This window comes from Pseudomonas sp. 28 E 9 (assembly GCF_900004785.1).
GTDB classification, from domain to species: Bacteria; Pseudomonadota; Gammaproteobacteria; order Pseudomonadales; family Pseudomonadaceae; genus Aquipseudomonas; species Aquipseudomonas orientalis_A.
Genome location: NZ_CVTK01000054.1, coordinates 359,510 through 375,830, shown reverse-complemented (window position 1 = coordinate 375,830; position 16,321 = coordinate 359,510). Strand labels below are relative to the sequence as shown.

General features: G+C 62.3%; 14 protein-coding genes. 13 read left to right on the top strand and 1 reads right to left on the bottom strand.

Going from position 1 to position 16,321, the window contains the following annotated elements; genetic code table 11:
* Positions 1-34 precede the first annotated feature (34 nt).
* Positions 35-1,399: a formimidoylglutamate deiminase gene (locus BFQ00_RS23380; protein WP_065934894.1), complete on the bottom strand. Its 1,365-nt coding sequence runs from the start codon at positions 1,397-1,399 to the stop codon at positions 35-37.
* A 148-nt stretch (positions 1,400-1,547) separates the two neighbouring features.
* Here BFQ00_RS23380 and hutC point away from each other — a divergent pair, with 148 nt between their 5' ends.
* The 13 genes from hutC to dtd all read left to right on the top strand — a co-directional run bounded on the left by hutC (position 1,548) and on the right by dtd (position 16,256).
* Positions 1,548-2,258, top strand: a complete 711-nt coding sequence (gene hutC / locus BFQ00_RS23375; protein WP_170827588.1) for a histidine utilization repressor — start codon at positions 1,548-1,550, stop codon at positions 2,256-2,258.
* Positions 2,255-2,815 (top strand): HutD/Ves family protein, encoded by a 561-nt coding sequence (locus BFQ00_RS23370; RefSeq protein ID WP_065934893.1) that lies wholly within the window; start codon positions 2,255-2,257, stop codon positions 2,813-2,815. The genes hutC and BFQ00_RS23370 overlap by 4 nt, the downstream gene beginning before the upstream one ends.
* 390 nt (positions 2,816-3,205) lie before the next feature.
* Positions 3,206-4,894 (top strand): urocanate hydratase, encoded by a 1,689-nt coding sequence (gene hutU, locus BFQ00_RS23365; protein ID WP_065885739.1) that lies wholly within the window; start codon positions 3,206-3,208, stop codon positions 4,892-4,894.
* Between the two features lie 130 nt (positions 4,895-5,024).
* Complete coding sequence (locus BFQ00_RS23360; RefSeq protein WP_065934892.1) at positions 5,025-6,470, top strand: purine-cytosine permease family protein; 1,446 nt, start codon at positions 5,025-5,027, stop codon at positions 6,468-6,470.
* Positions 6,471-6,538: 68 nt separating this feature from the next.
* Positions 6,539-7,504, top strand: a complete 966-nt coding sequence (locus tag BFQ00_RS23355; protein WP_065885737.1) for an ABC transporter substrate-binding protein — start codon at positions 6,539-6,541, stop codon at positions 7,502-7,504.
* Between the two features lie 71 nt (positions 7,505-7,575).
* Entirely contained in the window at positions 7,576-8,427 is an 852-nt protein-coding gene (locus tag BFQ00_RS23350; protein ID WP_065885736.1) for an ABC transporter permease, read from the top strand.
* Positions 8,424-9,248, top strand: a complete 825-nt coding sequence (locus tag BFQ00_RS23345; RefSeq protein WP_065885735.1) for a quaternary amine ABC transporter ATP-binding protein — start codon at positions 8,424-8,426, stop codon at positions 9,246-9,248. The genes BFQ00_RS23350 and BFQ00_RS23345 overlap by 4 nt, the downstream gene beginning before the upstream one ends.
* Before the next feature lie 143 nt (positions 9,249-9,391).
* Positions 9,392-10,900 carry an HAL/PAL/TAL family ammonia-lyase gene (hutH, locus tag BFQ00_RS23340; RefSeq protein ID WP_065934891.1) on the top strand — a complete coding sequence of 503 codons (1,509 nt, stop codon included), beginning with the start codon at positions 9,392-9,394 and terminating at the stop codon, positions 10,898-10,900.
* A gap of 28 nt (positions 10,901-10,928) precedes the next feature.
* Positions 10,929-12,467: a histidine ammonia-lyase gene (gene hutH / locus BFQ00_RS23335; protein WP_130183741.1), complete on the top strand. Its 1,539-nt coding sequence runs from the start codon at positions 10,929-10,931 to the stop codon at positions 12,465-12,467.
* Positions 12,468-12,711: 244 nt separating this feature from the next.
* Positions 12,712-13,917: an imidazolonepropionase gene (gene hutI, locus BFQ00_RS23330; RefSeq protein ID WP_065934890.1), complete on the top strand. Its 1,206-nt coding sequence runs from the start codon at positions 12,712-12,714 to the stop codon at positions 13,915-13,917.
* 11 nt (positions 13,918-13,928) lie between these two features.
* On the top strand, positions 13,929-14,729 hold the full coding sequence (gene hutG / locus BFQ00_RS23325) for an N-formylglutamate deformylase (RefSeq protein ID WP_065934889.1): 801 nt from the start codon (positions 13,929-13,931) through the stop codon (positions 14,727-14,729).
* A 121-nt stretch (positions 14,730-14,850) separates the two neighbouring features.
* A complete protein-coding gene (gene pip / locus BFQ00_RS23320) occupies positions 14,851-15,822 on the top strand; it encodes a prolyl aminopeptidase (RefSeq protein WP_065885731.1) in 972 nt (323 codons plus the stop codon).
* Complete coding sequence (gene dtd, locus BFQ00_RS23315) at positions 15,819-16,256, top strand: D-aminoacyl-tRNA deacylase (RefSeq protein WP_065934888.1); 438 nt, start codon at positions 15,819-15,821, stop codon at positions 16,254-16,256. Before pip ends, dtd begins: the two co-directional genes overlap by 4 nt.
* Positions 16,257-16,321: the final 65 nt, after the last annotated feature.

Here is a 16,321-nt window from a genome sequence, read left to right as displayed (position 1 = left end):
CAAGCCCCCTCCCACATTGGTTAGATGGTGGCCTTTAGCTCAACAAATCCCTCAAGACCTGGGTGAATGCCCGGCTGCTGTCTTCTTCGCCAGCATGACGCCCATCGCGCACCACCCACTGGCCGTTGACCAGCACATCACGTACCTGCCGATCACCACCGGCAAACAGCCAGCGATTGAGAATCCCGTCCTCACTGGCCGTGGCCAGGTACGGATCGTTGCCGTCCAGCACGATCCAGTCCGCACGCTTGCCCACTTCCAGCCGACCAACCGGCTGCCCCAGCGCTTGGGCGCCACCGTCCAGTGCCGCATCGAACAGCGTGCGGCCCACCATCGGCTGGTCGTCGCGATACAGACGATTGCGCCGTTGATCGCGCAGGCGCTGGCCGTATTCCAGCCAGCGCAATTCTTCCACCACGCTCAGTGATACATGGCTGTCGGAGCCGATACCCATGCGGCCGCCCTGGGCCAGAAAATCCACTGCCGGGAAAATGCCATCGCCCAGGTTGGCTTCGGTGGTCAGGCACAAACCGGCAATCGCCCGGCTCCTGGCCATGCGCGTCACTTCATCGGGATCGGCATGAGTGGCATGAACCAGGCACCAGCGCTCATTCACGTCGACATTGTCATACAGCCACTGCAATGGGCGTTTGCCGCTCCAGGCCTGGCAGTCGTCGACTTCCTTTTGCTGTTCGGCAATGTGGATGTGCACCGGACAAGCCGTGTCGCCGGCGGCCAGCACGTCCCTGATCTGCTCGGGCGTGACTGCCCGCAGGGAGTGGAAACACAGGCCCAGGTGCTGCGCAGGTTGCGCGGCAAGTATCGGCTGCAGGCGCGCCTGCAGGTCGAGATAGTGTTCGGTGCTGTTGATAAACCGGCGCTGCCCGTCATTGGGCGCCTGGCCACCGAACCCCGAATGCGTATAAAGCACCGGCAGCAGGGTCAAGCCGATCCCGCTGCTGGCGGCTGCCTGGCTGATCTGGCGCGACAGCTCTGTGCGGTCGGCATAGGGCTGGCCGCTGACGTCGTGGTGTACATAGTGAAACTCGGCCACCGAGGTATAGCCGGCCTTGAGCATTTCGATGTACAGCTGGCGGGCGATGACCTGCAACTGGTCCGGGCTGATTTTGCCGACCATGCGGTACATCAGGTCGCGCCAGGTCCAGAAACTGTCGTTCGGATTGCCTGCCACTTCAGCCAGGCCCGCCATGGCGCGCTGGAAGGCGTGGGAATGCAGGTTCGGCATGCCGGCCAGTACCGGCCCCCTGAGCCGCTCGGCGCCGTCTGCCGTGGCATTGGCCTCTACCTTCGTCAGCCGGCCATCGGCGCTGATTTCAAGACGTACATCATTGGCCCATCCATCAGGCAGGAGCGCGCGTTCGGCGAAGAAAGCAGACATGATCAAGTCACCCCGGTCGTGTGTTTATTTGTATATACATATACAGACGTTTGCCTGCTCGGTAAACTCCGGCAATCTATGCATCTTTTTTCCCCTGCAAGGATTCCTCGTGCCGACTCCGCCTGCCAAGTCTTCGCTGGCTGCCCACATGGACGAAAGTCCGGCGCCCTTGTATGCCCGCGTCAAACAGATGATCAGCCAGCAGATCCTCAACGGCAACTGGCCGCCCCATTACCGCGTGCCGTCGGAGAGCGAGCTGGTCAGCCAACTGGGCTTCAGCCGCATGACCATCAACCGCGCGTTGCGTGAGCTGACGGCCGAAGGGTTGCTGGTGCGTATGCAAGGTGTGGGTACGTTCGTCGCCGAGCCCAAGAGTCAGTCGGCGCTGTTTGAAGTGCACAACATTGCCGATGAGATCGCCTCCCGCGGCCATCGCCATACGTGCCAGGTCATTACCCTGGGCGAGGAAGCGGCCGGTTCCGAACGTGCCGTCGCCCTGGAAATGCGCGAAGGTGGGCGGGTGTTTCACTCGTTGATCGTGCATTTCGAAAACGACATTCCGGTGCAGATCGAAGACCGTTTCGTCAACGCGCTGGTCGCCCCGGAATACTTGCAGCAGGATTTCACCCAGCAAACGCCCTACGCCTACCTCAACCAGGTCGCGCCGCTGACCGAAGGCGAGCACGTGGTTGAAGCGATCCTCGCCGATGCCGCCGAATGCAAGCTGCTGCAGATCGAAGCGGGCGAGCCCTGCCTGCTGATTCGCCGGCGCACCTGGTCCGGCCGCCAGCCGGTCACGGCAGCGCGCCTGATTCACCCCGGTTCCCGGCACAGCCTCGAAGGACGCTTCAGTAAATGAGTTCAGTCAACGTCTGGCGCGCCGCCGACTATGTGCGCATGCCGTGGAAGAACGGCGGCGGCAGTACCGAAGAAATCACCCGCGACGCGGGCACCGGCCTTGAGGGTTTCGGCTGGCGCCTGTCGATTGCCGATATTGCCGAGTCGGGCGGGTTTTCCACCTTCGCCGGTTACCAGCGCGTGATTACGGTGATCAAGGGCGCGGGCATGGTGTTGACCGTCGACGGTGAGGAGCAGCGCGGTTTGTTACCGCTGCAGCCGTTCGCCTTCGCCGGCGACAGCCAGGTGTCATGCCGCTTGATCACCGGGCCGATCCGCGATTTCAACCTGATCTACTCGCCTGAGCGTTACCACGCACGCTTGCAGTGGGTGGATGGCGTGCAACGCTTTTTCAGCACGGCCCGGACGGTGCTGGTGTTCAGCGTTGCCGATGAGGTGAAGGTGCTGGGCGAGAAACTCGGCCATCACGATTGCCTGCAAGTGGACGGTAACACCGGCCTGCTGGATATCTCGGTCAGTGGTCGCTGCTGCCTGATCGAACTGACACAGCGCGGTTAAAACATGTGGGAGGGGCTTGCCCCCGATAGCGCTGTATCAGCCAAAGATCTGGTGGCTGACACTCTGCAATCGGGGGCAAGCCCCCTCCCACATTTGTTTCTGCGGCGTTTCCAGCCTGTGCACCAATTTGTTACCGAATGCCCCAGCGTGACGCAAAGCCATGCTGTCGTGACTACCTTTCCCCGGTCGTAAATTCCTCTGTAAGAAATTTCATCAAGCCTGGAAGCCTTAATTTCCAAGGCTCCCGCGCGCTGTGCAAAAAATCCAAATCCCTCTCGCGGAAAGTTGGCCGCTCGATTGCATATGCTTGTACATACAAGTAAAGGTGTGTGCGTAAGACTCTTCTTCGCACCGTCCAAGTCCGCGCATCGATCGCCGAGGAGTCCAGTTGTGACCGATTTTTCGAAAGCAAGGCCTACAAAATACCGTGACGTCGAAATCCGCGCCGCCCGCGGTAACACGCTCACCGCCAAAAGCTGGCTGACCGAAGCGCCGCTGCGCATGTTGATGAACAACCTCGACCCGCAAGTGGCCGAGAACCCCAAGGAACTGGTGGTATACGGCGGTATTGGTCGTGCGGCGCGCAACTGGGAATGCTACGACCAGATCGTCGAGAGCCTCACCCACCTCAATGACGACGAAACCCTGCTGGTGCAATCCGGTAAGCCGGTCGGCGTGTTCAAGACCCACAGCAACGCCCCGCGCGTGTTGATCGCCAACTCCAACCTGGTGCCGCACTGGGCCAGTTGGGAACACTTCAACGAACTGGATGCCAAGGGCCTGGCCATGTACGGCCAGATGACCGCCGGCAGCTGGATCTATATCGGCAGCCAGGGCATCGTCCAGGGCACCTACGAAACCTTCGTCGAAGCCGGTCGCCAGCATTACGATTCGAATCTCAAGGGCCGCTGGGTGCTCACCGCAGGTCTGGGCGGCATGGGTGGCGCGCAACCGCTGGCCGCGACCCTGGCCGGTGCCTGCTCGTTGAACATCGAGTGCCAGCAGGTCAGCATCGATTTCCGCTTGAACAGCCGCTATGTCGACGAGCAAGCCACCGACCTCGACGACGCCCTGGCGCGCATCGCCAAGTACACCCAGGAAGGCAAAGCCATCTCCATCGCCCTGCTGGGCAACGCCGCCGAAATTTTGCCTGAGCTGGTCAAGCGTGGCGTGCGCCCGGACATGGTCACCGACCAGACCAGCGCCCACGACCCGCTCAACGGCTACCTGCCGGCCGGCTGGACCTGGGACGAATACCGCGCCCGCGCCAAGACCGAACCCGCCGCCGTGATCAAGGCCGCCAAGCAGTCGATGGCCGTGCACGTCAAAGCCATGCTGGAGTTCCAGAAGCAGGGCATCCCAACGTTCGACTACGGCAACAACATCCGTCAGATGGCCCAGGAAGAAGGCGTGGAAAATGCCTTCGACTTCCCGGGTTTCGTACCGGCCTACATCCGCCCGCTGTTCTGCCGTGGCATCGGCCCGTTCCGTTGGGCGGCGCTGTCCGGTGACCCGCAGGACATCTACAAGACCGACGCCAAAGTCAAAGAACTGATCCCGGACGACGCCCACCTGCACAACTGGCTGGACATGGCCCGCGAACGCATCAGCTTCCAGGGTTTGCCGGCGCGTATCTGCTGGGTCGGCCTGGGCCAGCGCGCCAAGCTCGGCCTGGCCTTCAACGAAATGGTGCGCAGCGGCGAATTGTCGGCACCGGTGGTGATCGGCCGTGACCACCTCGACTCCGGCTCGGTCGCGAGCCCGAACCGCGAAACCGAATCCATGCAGGATGGCTCCGACGCCGTGTCCGACTGGCCGCTGCTCAACGCCTTGCTCAACACCGCCAGCGGCGCGACCTGGGTTTCGTTGCACCACGGTGGCGGCGTCGGCATGGGCTTCTCGCAGCACTCGGGCATGGTGATCGTGTGTGACGGCACCGACGAAGCGGCCGAACGCATTGCGCGCGTACTGCATAACGACCCGGCGACCGGGGTGATGCGTCACGCGGATGCGGGTTACCAGATCGCGATCGATTGCGCCAGGGAACAGGGCCTGAATCTGCCGATGATCAACGGCTGACGCACTCACTGTAGGAGCGAGCTTGCTCGCGAAGGTATTCCAGGCACATCGCTGCATTGAATGTACGTTTTTCGCGAGCAAGCTCGCTCCCACAGAAAAGCATCGAACAATCCATCAGAGGTTGAACAGCATGGCTGCGAACGACACCACCCCGTTGATCGAAAGGCGTTCGATCGACTACATCCCGGAAGCGGAAAGACATGGTCGTCTACTGAGCCAGTTCACCCTGTGGATGGGGGCCAACCTGCAAATCACCGCGATTGTCACCGGGGCCCTGACCGTGGTGCTGGGCGGTGATGTGTTCTGGTCGTTGATCGGGCTGTTGATCGGTCAACTGATCGGCGGCGGCGTCATGGCGTTGCATGCGGCGCAAGGGCCCAAGCTTGGCCTGCCGCAGATGATCTCCAGCCGGGTGCAGTTCGGCGTATATGGCGCGGCCATCCCGATCGTGCTGGTGTGCCTGATGTACCTGGGTTTCACCGCCACCGGCACCGTGTTGTCCGGGCAGGCGCTGGGCCAGTTGTTCGGGGTCAGCGACAGCGTGGGCATCCTGATCTTCGCCAGTGTCATCGTGCTGGTCACGGTGCTCGGTTACCGGGTGATCCATTTCATCGGGCGTGTTGCCAGCGTCATCGGCGTGATTGCCTTTGTCTACCTGTTCAGTCGCCTGATGAGCCAGACCGATGTTGGCGCGCTCCTGCAGATCCGTCACTTCAGCTGGAGCAGTTTTCTGCTGGCGGTGTCGCTCGCGGCCTCCTGGCAGATCGCCTTCGGCCCCTACGTGGCGGACTATTCGCGTTACCTGCCGAGCCAGACGTCATCGGTGAAAACCTTCTTCGCCGCGGGTGCGGGCTCAGTGATTGGCGCACAGGTGGCGATGGTGCTCGGTGTGTTTGCCGCCGCCATGTCCAACGGCCAATTCGCCGGGCATGAAGTGGCCTACATCGTTGGCTTGAGCGGGACGGGGGCCACTGCGGCGTTGCTGTACTTCAGCATCGCGTTCGGCAAGGTCACTATCTCCGGGCTCAACTCCTACGGCAGCTTCATGTGCATTGCGACGATCATCAGCGGTTTTCGTGGCCGCCTTGAGGTCACCCGTTTGCAGCGCCTGGTGTTCGTGCTCGTCATCGTAGGTGCGGCAACCCTGATCGCGTTGCTCGGCCAGCACTCGTTCCTCGGTGCGTTCAAGTCGTTCATCCTGTTCCTGCTGGCGTTCTTCACGCCCTGGAGCGCGATCAACCTGGTGGATTACTACTGCATCACCCGCGAGCGCTACGACGTGCCGGCCTTGTCCGACCCGAACGGACGCTACGGTCGCTGGAACCTGTTGGGGATCAGCGTCTATGTGTTCGGCGTGCTGGTGCAGTTGCCGTTCATCTCAACCAAGTTCTACACGGGGCCCCTGGTGGCTGCGCTGGGGGACGTGGATATTTCCTGGATCATCGGCCTGGTACTGCCTGCTGCCGTGTATTACGTGTGTGCGAAAAAATGGCACGGCACGGTGCCCGATCATCTGATCCTGCCGAAAGAGCAGGGCGCTTTACTCACAACAGACGGGCTGCCTGCGCAAGCCTGATGGGACGTGGACAAGGCAGGACGCCTTTTGACTGCCGTAATCCATTTCATGATTGGGAGCGTCACATAATGAAAATGCATAAGACCCTGCTGACCACGTTGCTGTCTGCGGGCTTGCTGGCAAGCGCCGGCGCCCAGGCGGCCGGCTGGTGCGAATCCGGCAAGCCGGTGAAATTCGCCGGGCTGAACTGGGAAAGCGGCATGTTGCTCACCGACATCCTGCAAACCGTGCTGGAGAAAGGCTACGACTGCAAAACCGACAGCCTGCCGGGCAACTCCATCACCATGGAAAACGCCCTGAGCAGTAATGACATCCAGGTGTTTGCCGAGGAGTGGGTGGGCCGCAGCGAAGTCTGGAACAAGGCCGAGAAGGCCGGCAAGGTCGTCGGCGTCGGTGCGCCGGTGGTTGGTGCGGTTGAAGGCTGGTACGTGCCGCGCTATGTGATCGAAGGTGACGCCAAGCGCAAGCTGGAAGCCAAGGCGCCTGACCTCAAGAACATCGCTGACCTGGCCAAGTACGCCGCCGTGTTCAAGGACCAGGAAGAACCGTCCAAGGGCCGCTTCTACAACTGCCCGGCCGGCTGGACCTGTGAACTGGACAACAGCGAAATGCTCAAGAGCTACGGCCTGGAAAGCACCTACACCAACTTCCGCCCCGGCACCGGCCCGGCGCTGGACGCGGCGGTACTGTCGAGCTACAAGCGCGGCGAGCCGATCCTGTTCTACTACTGGTCGCCGACGCCGCTGATGGGCCAGGTGGACCTGGTCAAGCTGGAAGAAAAGCCCGGTGTGGATAAAAGCGTGAGCATCAAGGTCGGCCTGTCCAAGACCTTCCACGAACAAGCGCCGGAACTGGTGGCCGTGCTGGAAAAGGTCAACCTGCCCATCGACCTGCTGAACCAGAACCTGGGCCGCATGGCCAAGGAACGGATCGAGTCGCCGAAGCTGGCGAAAATTTTCCTCAAGGAACATCCTGAAGTCTGGCACGCCTGGGTGAGCGAAGACGCCGCCAGGAAAATCGACGCGGCCTTGTAGGTAAAGCGTGTCCGGCTACCCTGAGAGGCAGCCGGACGCCTGGCCTCAACCCACTGGATCGAGAGCACGCTATGTTTCCCGAGAGTTTTACGTTTTCCATCGCCGACTGGGTCAACGGTTGGGTGGACTCGCTGGTCACCAACTACGGCGATGTGTTCCGGCACATCTCCGACACCCTGCTGTGGGCCATCGTCAATCTGGAAGGGCTGCTGCGCGCGGCGCCCTGGTGGTTGATGCTGGCCATCGTTGGCGTGATCGCCTGGCATGCCACCCGCAAGGTGGTGACCACGGCCGTGATCGTCGGTTTGTTGTTCCTCGTCGGCGCGGTCGGCCTGTGGGACAAACTGATGCAGACCCTGGCGCTGATGATGGTCGCCACGGTGATCTCGGTGCTGATCGGCATTCCCCTGGGCATCCTTTCCGCGCGCAGCAATCGCTTGCGCTCGGTGCTGATGCCGTTGCTCGACATCATGCAAACCATGCCCAGCTTCGTGTACCTGATCCCGGTGCTGATGCTGTTTGGCCTGGGCAAGGTGCCGGCGATTTTCGCCACGGTCATTTACGCCGCGCCGCCGCTGATCCGCCTGACCGACTTGGGCATTCGCCAGGTCGATGGCGAAGTCATGGAAGCCATCAACGCTTTCGGTGCCAACCGCTGGCAGCAATTGTTCGGCGTGCAACTGCCGCTGGCCCTGCCGAGCATCATGGCGGGCATCAACCAGACCACCATGATGGCGTTGTCGATGGTGGTGATCGCCTCGATGATCGGCGCGCGTGGTTTGGGTGAAGATGTCCTCGTCGGCATCCAGACCCTCAACGTCGGGCGTGGCCTGGAGGCCGGTCTGGCGATCGTGATTCTTGCAGTGGTCATCGACCGCATTACCCAGGCCTATGGTCGTCCACGGCATGAGGCGAGCAAATGACTACCGTCAGCAAAATCGAAGTCAAAAACGTCTTCAAGATCTTCGGCAACCGCTCCAGGGAAGCGCTGGCGCTGATTGGCCAGGGCAAGACCAAGGACCAGGTATTGGCCGAGACCGGCTGCGTGGTCGGTGTGAACGACCTGTCCCTGAGCATCGCTACCGGTGAAATCTTTGTGATCATGGGCCTGTCCGGCTCCGGCAAGTCCACCCTGGTGCGTCACTTCAACCGCCTGATCGACCCCACCAGCGGCGCGATCCTGGTGGATGGCGAAGACATCCTGCAACTGGACATGGAAGCCCTGCGTCAATTCCGTCGCCACAAGATCAGCATGGTGTTCCAGAGCTTCGGCCTGTTGCCCCACAAAAGCGTGCTCGACAACGTCGCCTATGGCCTGAAAGTGCGTGGCGAAACCAAGCAGGTCTGCGCCGAACGCGCTCTGCACTGGATCGAAACCGTGGGCCTCAAAGGCTATGAAAACAAATACCCGCACCAGCTCTCCGGCGGCATGCGTCAACGTGTGGGCCTGGCCCGCGCACTGGCGGCCGACACCGACATCATCCTGATGGACGAAGCCTTCAGCGCCCTCGACCCGCTGATCCGCGCCGAGATGCAGGACCAGTTGCTCGAGCTGCAAAAGACCCTGCACAAGACCATCGTGTTTATTACCCATGACCTCGACGAGGCGGTGCGCATCGGCAACCGCATTGCGATCCTCAAGGACGGCAAGCTGATCCAGGTCGGCACGCCGCGCGAGATCCTGCACTCGCCGGCGGATGAGTATGTGGATCGCTTTGTTCAGCGGCGGGCGGCGGTGGTCTGATCCGGGTTTGGTGGTGAGGCTACTGGCCTCATCGGGGGCAAGCCCCCTCCCACACTTGAAAGTATTCACAGATCAAAATGTGGGAGGGGGCTTGCCCCCGATAGGGCCGGCAAAGCTGCACAAGAATTGAAGAAGGTACAAAGATGCCCCAGGCAACAACAATCATCATCGCCGACACCCCCCTGCGCTGGCAGGACGTCGCCGCCGTCGCCCGCCACGGCGCCGTGCTCGAACTCTCGAGCCAGGCCTGGGCGCGGATCGACAATGCCCAGGCCGTCGTGCAGTGCATCGTCGCCAGCGGTGAACGCGCGTATGGCGTGAACACCGGCCTGGGCGCGCTGTGCAACGTGTCGCTCGAGGGCGAGCAACTGCGCCAGTTGTCGCGCAACACCTTGCTCAGCCACGCCTGCGGCGTCGGCCCTGTCTTGAGCGACGAGCAGACCCGCGCGATCATCTGCGCCGCCATCATCAACTACAGCCACGGCAAATCCGGCTTGCATCGGCAAGTGGTGCAGGCGCTGCTGGCGCTGCTCAACCACGGCATCACGCCCCAAGTACCGTCCCAGGGCTCGGTGGGCTACCTGACCCACATGGCCCATGTCGGCGTGGCGCTGCTCGGCGTCGGCAACGTCAGCTATCGCGGCCAGGTTGTGACCGCACAAGAAGCCTTGGCCGCCGAAGGTTTGCAGCCCGTCGTCCTGGGCGCCAAGGACGGCCTGTGCCTGGTCAACGGCACACCGTGCATGACCGGCCTGAGCTGCCTGGCCCTGGCCGATGCGCATCACTTGCTGCAATGGGCCGATGTGATCGGCGCCATGAGTTTCGAAGCCCAGCGCGGCCAGATCGATGCCTTCGACGCAGAAATCATTGCCCTCAAGCCCCATGCGGGCATGCAGGAAGTCGGGCGTAACCTGCGCGCCTTGCTCGACGGCAGCGAAGTGATCGCCGCCAGCCGGGGCATCCGTACCCAGGACGCCCTGAGCATCCGCTCGATCCCGCAGATCCACGGCGCGGCGCGCGATCAGGTGGCGCACGCCACGCGCCAGATCGAGACCGAACTCAACAGCGCCACCGACAACCCGCTGGTGCTCGGCACGCCGGACAACTATCGCGTAGTGTCCCAGGCCAACCCCCACGGCCAGTCCGTGGCGCTGGCGGCGGACATGCTGGCCATCGCTATGGCCGAAATCGGCTCGGTGGCCGAACGCCGCCTGGACCGCCTGATCAACCCGCACGTCAGCGGCCTGCCGGCGTTTCTGGTGAGCAATCCCGGGGTCAACTCCGGAATGATGATCGTGCAGTACGTCGCCGCGTCGTTGTGCGGGCAGAACCGCCAATTGGCGCAACCGGCGGTGCTCGATAACTTCGTCACCTCGGGCCTGCAGGAAGACCACTTGAGCATGGGCACCAATGCGGCGCTCAAGCTGCATCAGGTATTGCTCAACGTTACCCAGATTCTGGCCATCGAATACCTGCTGGCGGCCCAGGCGTTCGAGTTTCTCAAGGGCCAGCGCTTCGGCGCCGGCACCGACCGCGCCTGGCGCCTGCTGCGCGAAGGGGTCCCCGCTTACGAGCAGGACCGCTGGCTGGCGCCGGATATTGCTGCGGCCGCCAACCTGATCAAAGACACCGCATTACCGAATTTGTATTGAATGCCTAGAAGAACAATTCACAAGGAGAATGAATGTGACTGCGCTAACCCTGATTCCAGGCCAACTGAGCCTTGCCCAACTGCGGGCCATCTACCAGCAGCCGGTAACCCTCAGCCTGGATGACAGCGCCACGGCGCAGATCGAAGCCAGTGTTGCCTGCGTCGAGCAGATTCTCGCCGAGAACCGCACCGCCTATGGCATCAACACCGGTTTCGGCCTGCTGGCCTCGACTCGCATTGCCAGCGAAGACCTGGAAAACCTCCAGCGTTCCCTGGTGCTGTCCCATGCCGCCGGGGTGGGTGAGCCGATCAGCGATGCGCTGGTGCGGCTGGTCATGGTGCTCAAGGTCAACAGCCTGAGCCGTGGGTTCTCCGGGATTCGTCGGCAGGTGATCGACGCGCTGATCGCGCTGATCAACGCCGAGGTGTACCCGCACATTCCACTTAAAGGTTCGGTCGGTGCATCCGGTGACCTGGCGCCGTTGGCCCATATGTCCCTGGTGCTGCTCGGCGAAGGCAAGGCGCGCTACAAGGGCGAATGGCTGGAGGCGACCGACGCGCTGAAAGTCGCCGGCCTGACGCCGCTGACCCTCGCCGCCAAAGAAGGCCTGGCCCTGCTCAACGGCACCCAGGTGTCCACCGCCTATGCCTTGCGCGGCCTGTTTGAAGGCGAAGACCTGTTCGCCGGCGCTCTCGCGTGCGGTGGCCTTACCGTGGAAGCGGTGCTCGGCTCGCGCTCGCCGTTCGACGCGCGGATTCACGCCGCACGCGGCCAACGTGGGCAGATTGACGCCGCTGCGGCCTATCGCAACCTGCTCGGTGAAAGCAGCCAGGTGTCCCAGTCGCACCAGAACTGCGACAAGGTGCAAGACCCTTACTCCCTGCGCTGCCAGCCGCAGGTCATGGGCGCCTGCCTGACCCAGTTCCGTCAGGCCGCCGAGGTGCTGGTGGTGGAGGCCAATGCCGTGTCGGACAACCCGCTGGTGTTCGCGGCCGAAGGCGATGTGATTTCCGGCGGTAACTTCCACGCCGAGCCGGTGGCCATGGCTGCCGACAACATGGCGTTGGCGATTGCCGAAATCGGCTCGCTCAGTGAGCGCCGTATCTCGTTGATGATGGACAAGCACATGTCGCAACTGCCGCCGTTCCTGGTGGGCAATGGCGGGGTCAACTCCGGCTTCATGATCGCCCAGGTCACCGCTGCGGCGCTTGCCAGCGAGAACAAGGCACTGGCCCATCCCCATAGCGTCGACAGCCTGCCGACCTCGGCCAACCAGGAAGACCACGTGTCCATGGCCCCGGCTGCGGGCAAGCGCCTGTGGGAAATGGCCGAGAACACCCGTGGCATTCTCGCCGTGGAATGGCTCTCCGCCTGCCAGGGCCTGGATCTGCGCGACGGCTTGAAAACCTCGCCCGCGCTTGAAAAGGCCCGTGGCCTGCTGCGTGACAAAGTGGCGTTCTACGACAAGGACCGCTTCTTCGCCCCGGACATCATCGCCGCCAGCGAACTGCTTGCCAGCCGCTGCCTGAATGAGCTGGTGCCGGCCAAGCTGCTGCCAAGTCTCTAACACGTCGCCGCCCCCACTGCAGGAGCGAGCTTGCTCGCGAAAATCGCCAACGATGACGCGGGAAACCTGACACCCCTGGGCGTTCTCAGGTTTTTCGCGAGCAAGCTCGCTCCTACAGGTGAGGTCGTTTTTTCTCGGGATAAAAATAACCAGGGAAGAGAAATGCATCCGCCAGAAAAAGGTTTGAAACGCGGGCTCAACGCTCGAATCGGTCTTGTCTCATCGATAACTTAGGGAGGCGTTAATGAAAACCCTTTGGCAACACTGCCACGTCGCAACCATGGCCCAGGGCAAATACTCGATTATCGAGGATGCCGCCATGGTGACTGCGGGCTCGCTGATCGAGTGGATCGGCCCGCGCAGCCAGGCGCCGACGGCGGATTACGCCCAGGTGCATGACCTGCAAGGCGCGTGGGTCACGCCTGGACTGATCGACTGCCACACCCACACCGTGTTCGGTGGCAACCGCAGCGGCGAATTCGAGCAGCGCCTTGAAGGCGTCAGCTACGCCGACATCGCGGCCCGGGGCGGGGGTATTGCCAGCACCGTGCGGGCCACCCGTGCTGCGACGGAAGATCAATTGTTTGCCAGTGCCGAAAAGCGCCTGCGCAGTCTTTTGCGCGACGGCGTGACCACGGTGGAGATCAAGTCCGGCTACGGCCTGGACCTGGCCAACGAACGCAAGATGCTGCGCGTGGCGCGGCGCCTGGGTGAAGCGCTGCCGGTGAGCGTGCGCGCCACCTGCCTGGCGGCTCATGCGCTGCCGCCGGAGTACAAGGACCGCGCCGATGACTACATCGAGCACATCTGCAATGAGATGCTGCCGGCCCTGGCGGCAGAAGGGCTGGTGGATGCGGTGGATGCGTTCTGTGAATACCTGGCGTTCTCCACCGAGCAGGTCGAGCGCGTGTTTAAGGTCGCCCGGCAACTGGGCTTGCCGGTGAAGCTGCATGCCGAGCAACTCTCATCGCTGCACGGTTCCAGCCTGGCCGCGCGTTACCAGGCGTTGTCGGCGGACCACCTGGAGTTCATGACCGAGGAAGATGCCATCGCCATGGCCGCTGCCGGCACCGTTGCCGTGTTGCTGCCAGGGGCCTTCTATTTCCTGCGCGAAACCCAATTGCCGCCGATGGACGCCCTGCGCAAACACGGTGTGAAGATTGCCATCGCCAGCGACCTCAACCCCGGCACTTCGCCGGCCCTGTCGGTGCGCCTGATGTTGAACATGGCCTGCACCCTGTTCCGCATGACCCCGGAAGAAGCCCTGGCCGGCGCCACGCAACACGCGGCTACCGCCTTGGGCATGGGCGACACCCATGGTTCGCTGGAAGTGGGCAAGGTCGCGGATTTTGTCGCCTGGCAGATCGATCGCCCCGCCGACCTGGCCTATTGGCTGGGTGGCGATCTGGATAAACGCGTTGTGCGCCATGGCGTCGATGTCACTGTTTGAGGAGAAGCGTTGTGGATAAGGTTCTGACATTCAAACAAGGCCGCGTACCGCTGCTGATCAGCATGCCCCACGCCGGCCTGCGCCTGACGCCTGCGGTCGAGGCCGGGTTGATCCCCGAGGCGCAAAGCCTGCCGGACACCGATTGGCATATTCCCTTGCTGTATGACTTTGCCGAAGAACTGGGCGCCAGCACCCTGGCGGCCGAGTATTCGCGGTTCGTCATCGACCTGAACCGGCCATCCGATAACAAGCCGCTCTATGCGGGCGCCACCACCGGCCTGTTCCCGGAGACGCTGTTCGATGGCGTGCCGTTGTTCCGTGAAGGGCAGACACCGTCCGATGCCGAGCGCGCCACCTACCTGCAGAAAATCTGGGGCCCGTATCACCGCACGCTGCAAGAAGAACTGGCGCGCCTCAAGGCCGAATTCGGCTACGCGCTGCTGTTCGACGCGCACTCGATCCGCTCGGTGATCCCGCACCTGTTCGAGGGCAAATTGCCGGACTTCAACCTCGGCACCTTCAATGGCGCCGCCTGCGATCCCGAACTGGCCGGCCAGCTGGAAGCCATCTGCGCCCGGCATCCTCAGTACACCCACGTGCTGAACGGGCGTTTCAAGGGCGGTCACATTACCCGCCACTACGGTGATCCGGCGCAGGATATTCATGCGGTGCAGTTGGAGTTGTGCCAGAGCACGTATATGGAAGAGGTTGAGCCGTTCCGCTATCGCCCCGATTTGGCCGAGCCGACCCAGGTGGTGTTGAAACAATTGCTGCAAGCCTTGCTGGCGTGGGGGCAAGCGCACTATCGATAAAGGCTGACGCGGGTCCAGGCGCTCAAGGACATGCTCATTGCACAATTCGGGTTTATGATGCTGGACGGCAGAATAATAGACGTCCCCCCAGGGATGAACCCGACACCCTACGGAGCGCGCAATGCAGACTTGGTACCCGCAGATCAAACCCTATGCCCGGCACGATCTGGCAGTCGATGATGTTCACACCCTGTACGTCGATGAAAGCGGCTCCCCCGAGGGCCTGCCTGTGGTGTTCATCCATGGCGGCCCCGGCTCCGGTTGCGACGCGCAGAGCCGTTGCTACTTCGATCCGAACCTGTACCGCATCGTCACCTTCGACCAGCGCGGTTGCGGACGCTCCACCCCCCGCGCGAGCCTTGAGAACAACACCACCTGGGACCTGGTCGCCGACCTTGAGCGCATCCGCGAGCACCTGGGTATCGACAAATGGGTGCTGTTCGGTGGTTCCTGGGGGTCGACGCTGTCCCTGGCCTACGCGCAAACCCACCCCGAGCGTGTGCATGGCTTGATCGTGCGCGGCATTTTCCTGGCGCGTCCTCAGGACATTCACTGGTTCTACCAGGAGGGCGCGAGCCGGCTGTTCCCGGATTACTGGCAGGACTACCTGGCACCGATCCCGGTGGAAGAGCGTCACGACATGATCGCGGCGTATCACAAGCGTCTGACCGGCAACGACCAGATCGCCCAGATGCACGCGGCCAAGGCCTGGTCCGGCTGGGAAGGGCGCATGCTGGGCCTGTGTCCGAGCCCGCAGCATGTCGAGCGCTTCTCCGAGCCGCAGCGTGCGTTGTCCATCGCCCGCATCGAATGCCATTACTTCACCAATAACTCGTTCCTGGAGCCTGACCAGCTGATTCGCGACATGCACAAGATCGCCCATCTGCCCGGGGTCATCATCCACGGCCGCTACGACATGATTTGCCCGCTGGATAACGCCTGGGCGCTGCATCAGGCCTGGCCGAACAGCGAGTTGCAGGTGATCCGCGAGGCGGGGCATGCGGCGTCCGAGCCTGGCATTACCGATGCGCTGGTGCGCGCAACCGGCGAAATGGCACGACGCCTGCTTGATTTACCGCCTGAGGAAGCATGAAGGGCTTGTTGCAACGGGTGCGAGGCGCCCGTGTCGAGGTGGGCGGTGAAATAGTTGGGGCAATTGACCAGGGTTTGCTGGTGCTGGTGGCCGTCGAACCTTCAGATACGCCTGAAAGCGCCGACAAACTGCTGCACAAGCTGCTTAACTATCGGGTGTTCAGCGACGATGAGGGCAAGATGAACCTGTCGTTGAAGGATGTCGACGGCGGGCTGTTGCTTGTATCGCAGTTCACCCTGGCGGCGGATACCAAAAGCGGACTGCGGCCGAGCTTCTCCACGGCAGCCCCGCCGGCCCTCGGAGCGGCGCTTTTTGATCACTTGTTGTTACAAGCGCAACAATTGCATGGCAAGGTGGCATCAGGGCGTTTTGGCGCAGATATGCAGGTGCATTTGGTCAATGATGGCCCTGTGACCTTTCTCTTGCAGACCTGAATGTATGAAAAACGACTTTAATGCCTAAAAACGCAGGGTTTCGCTACAAATACTTCGTTGTCCCT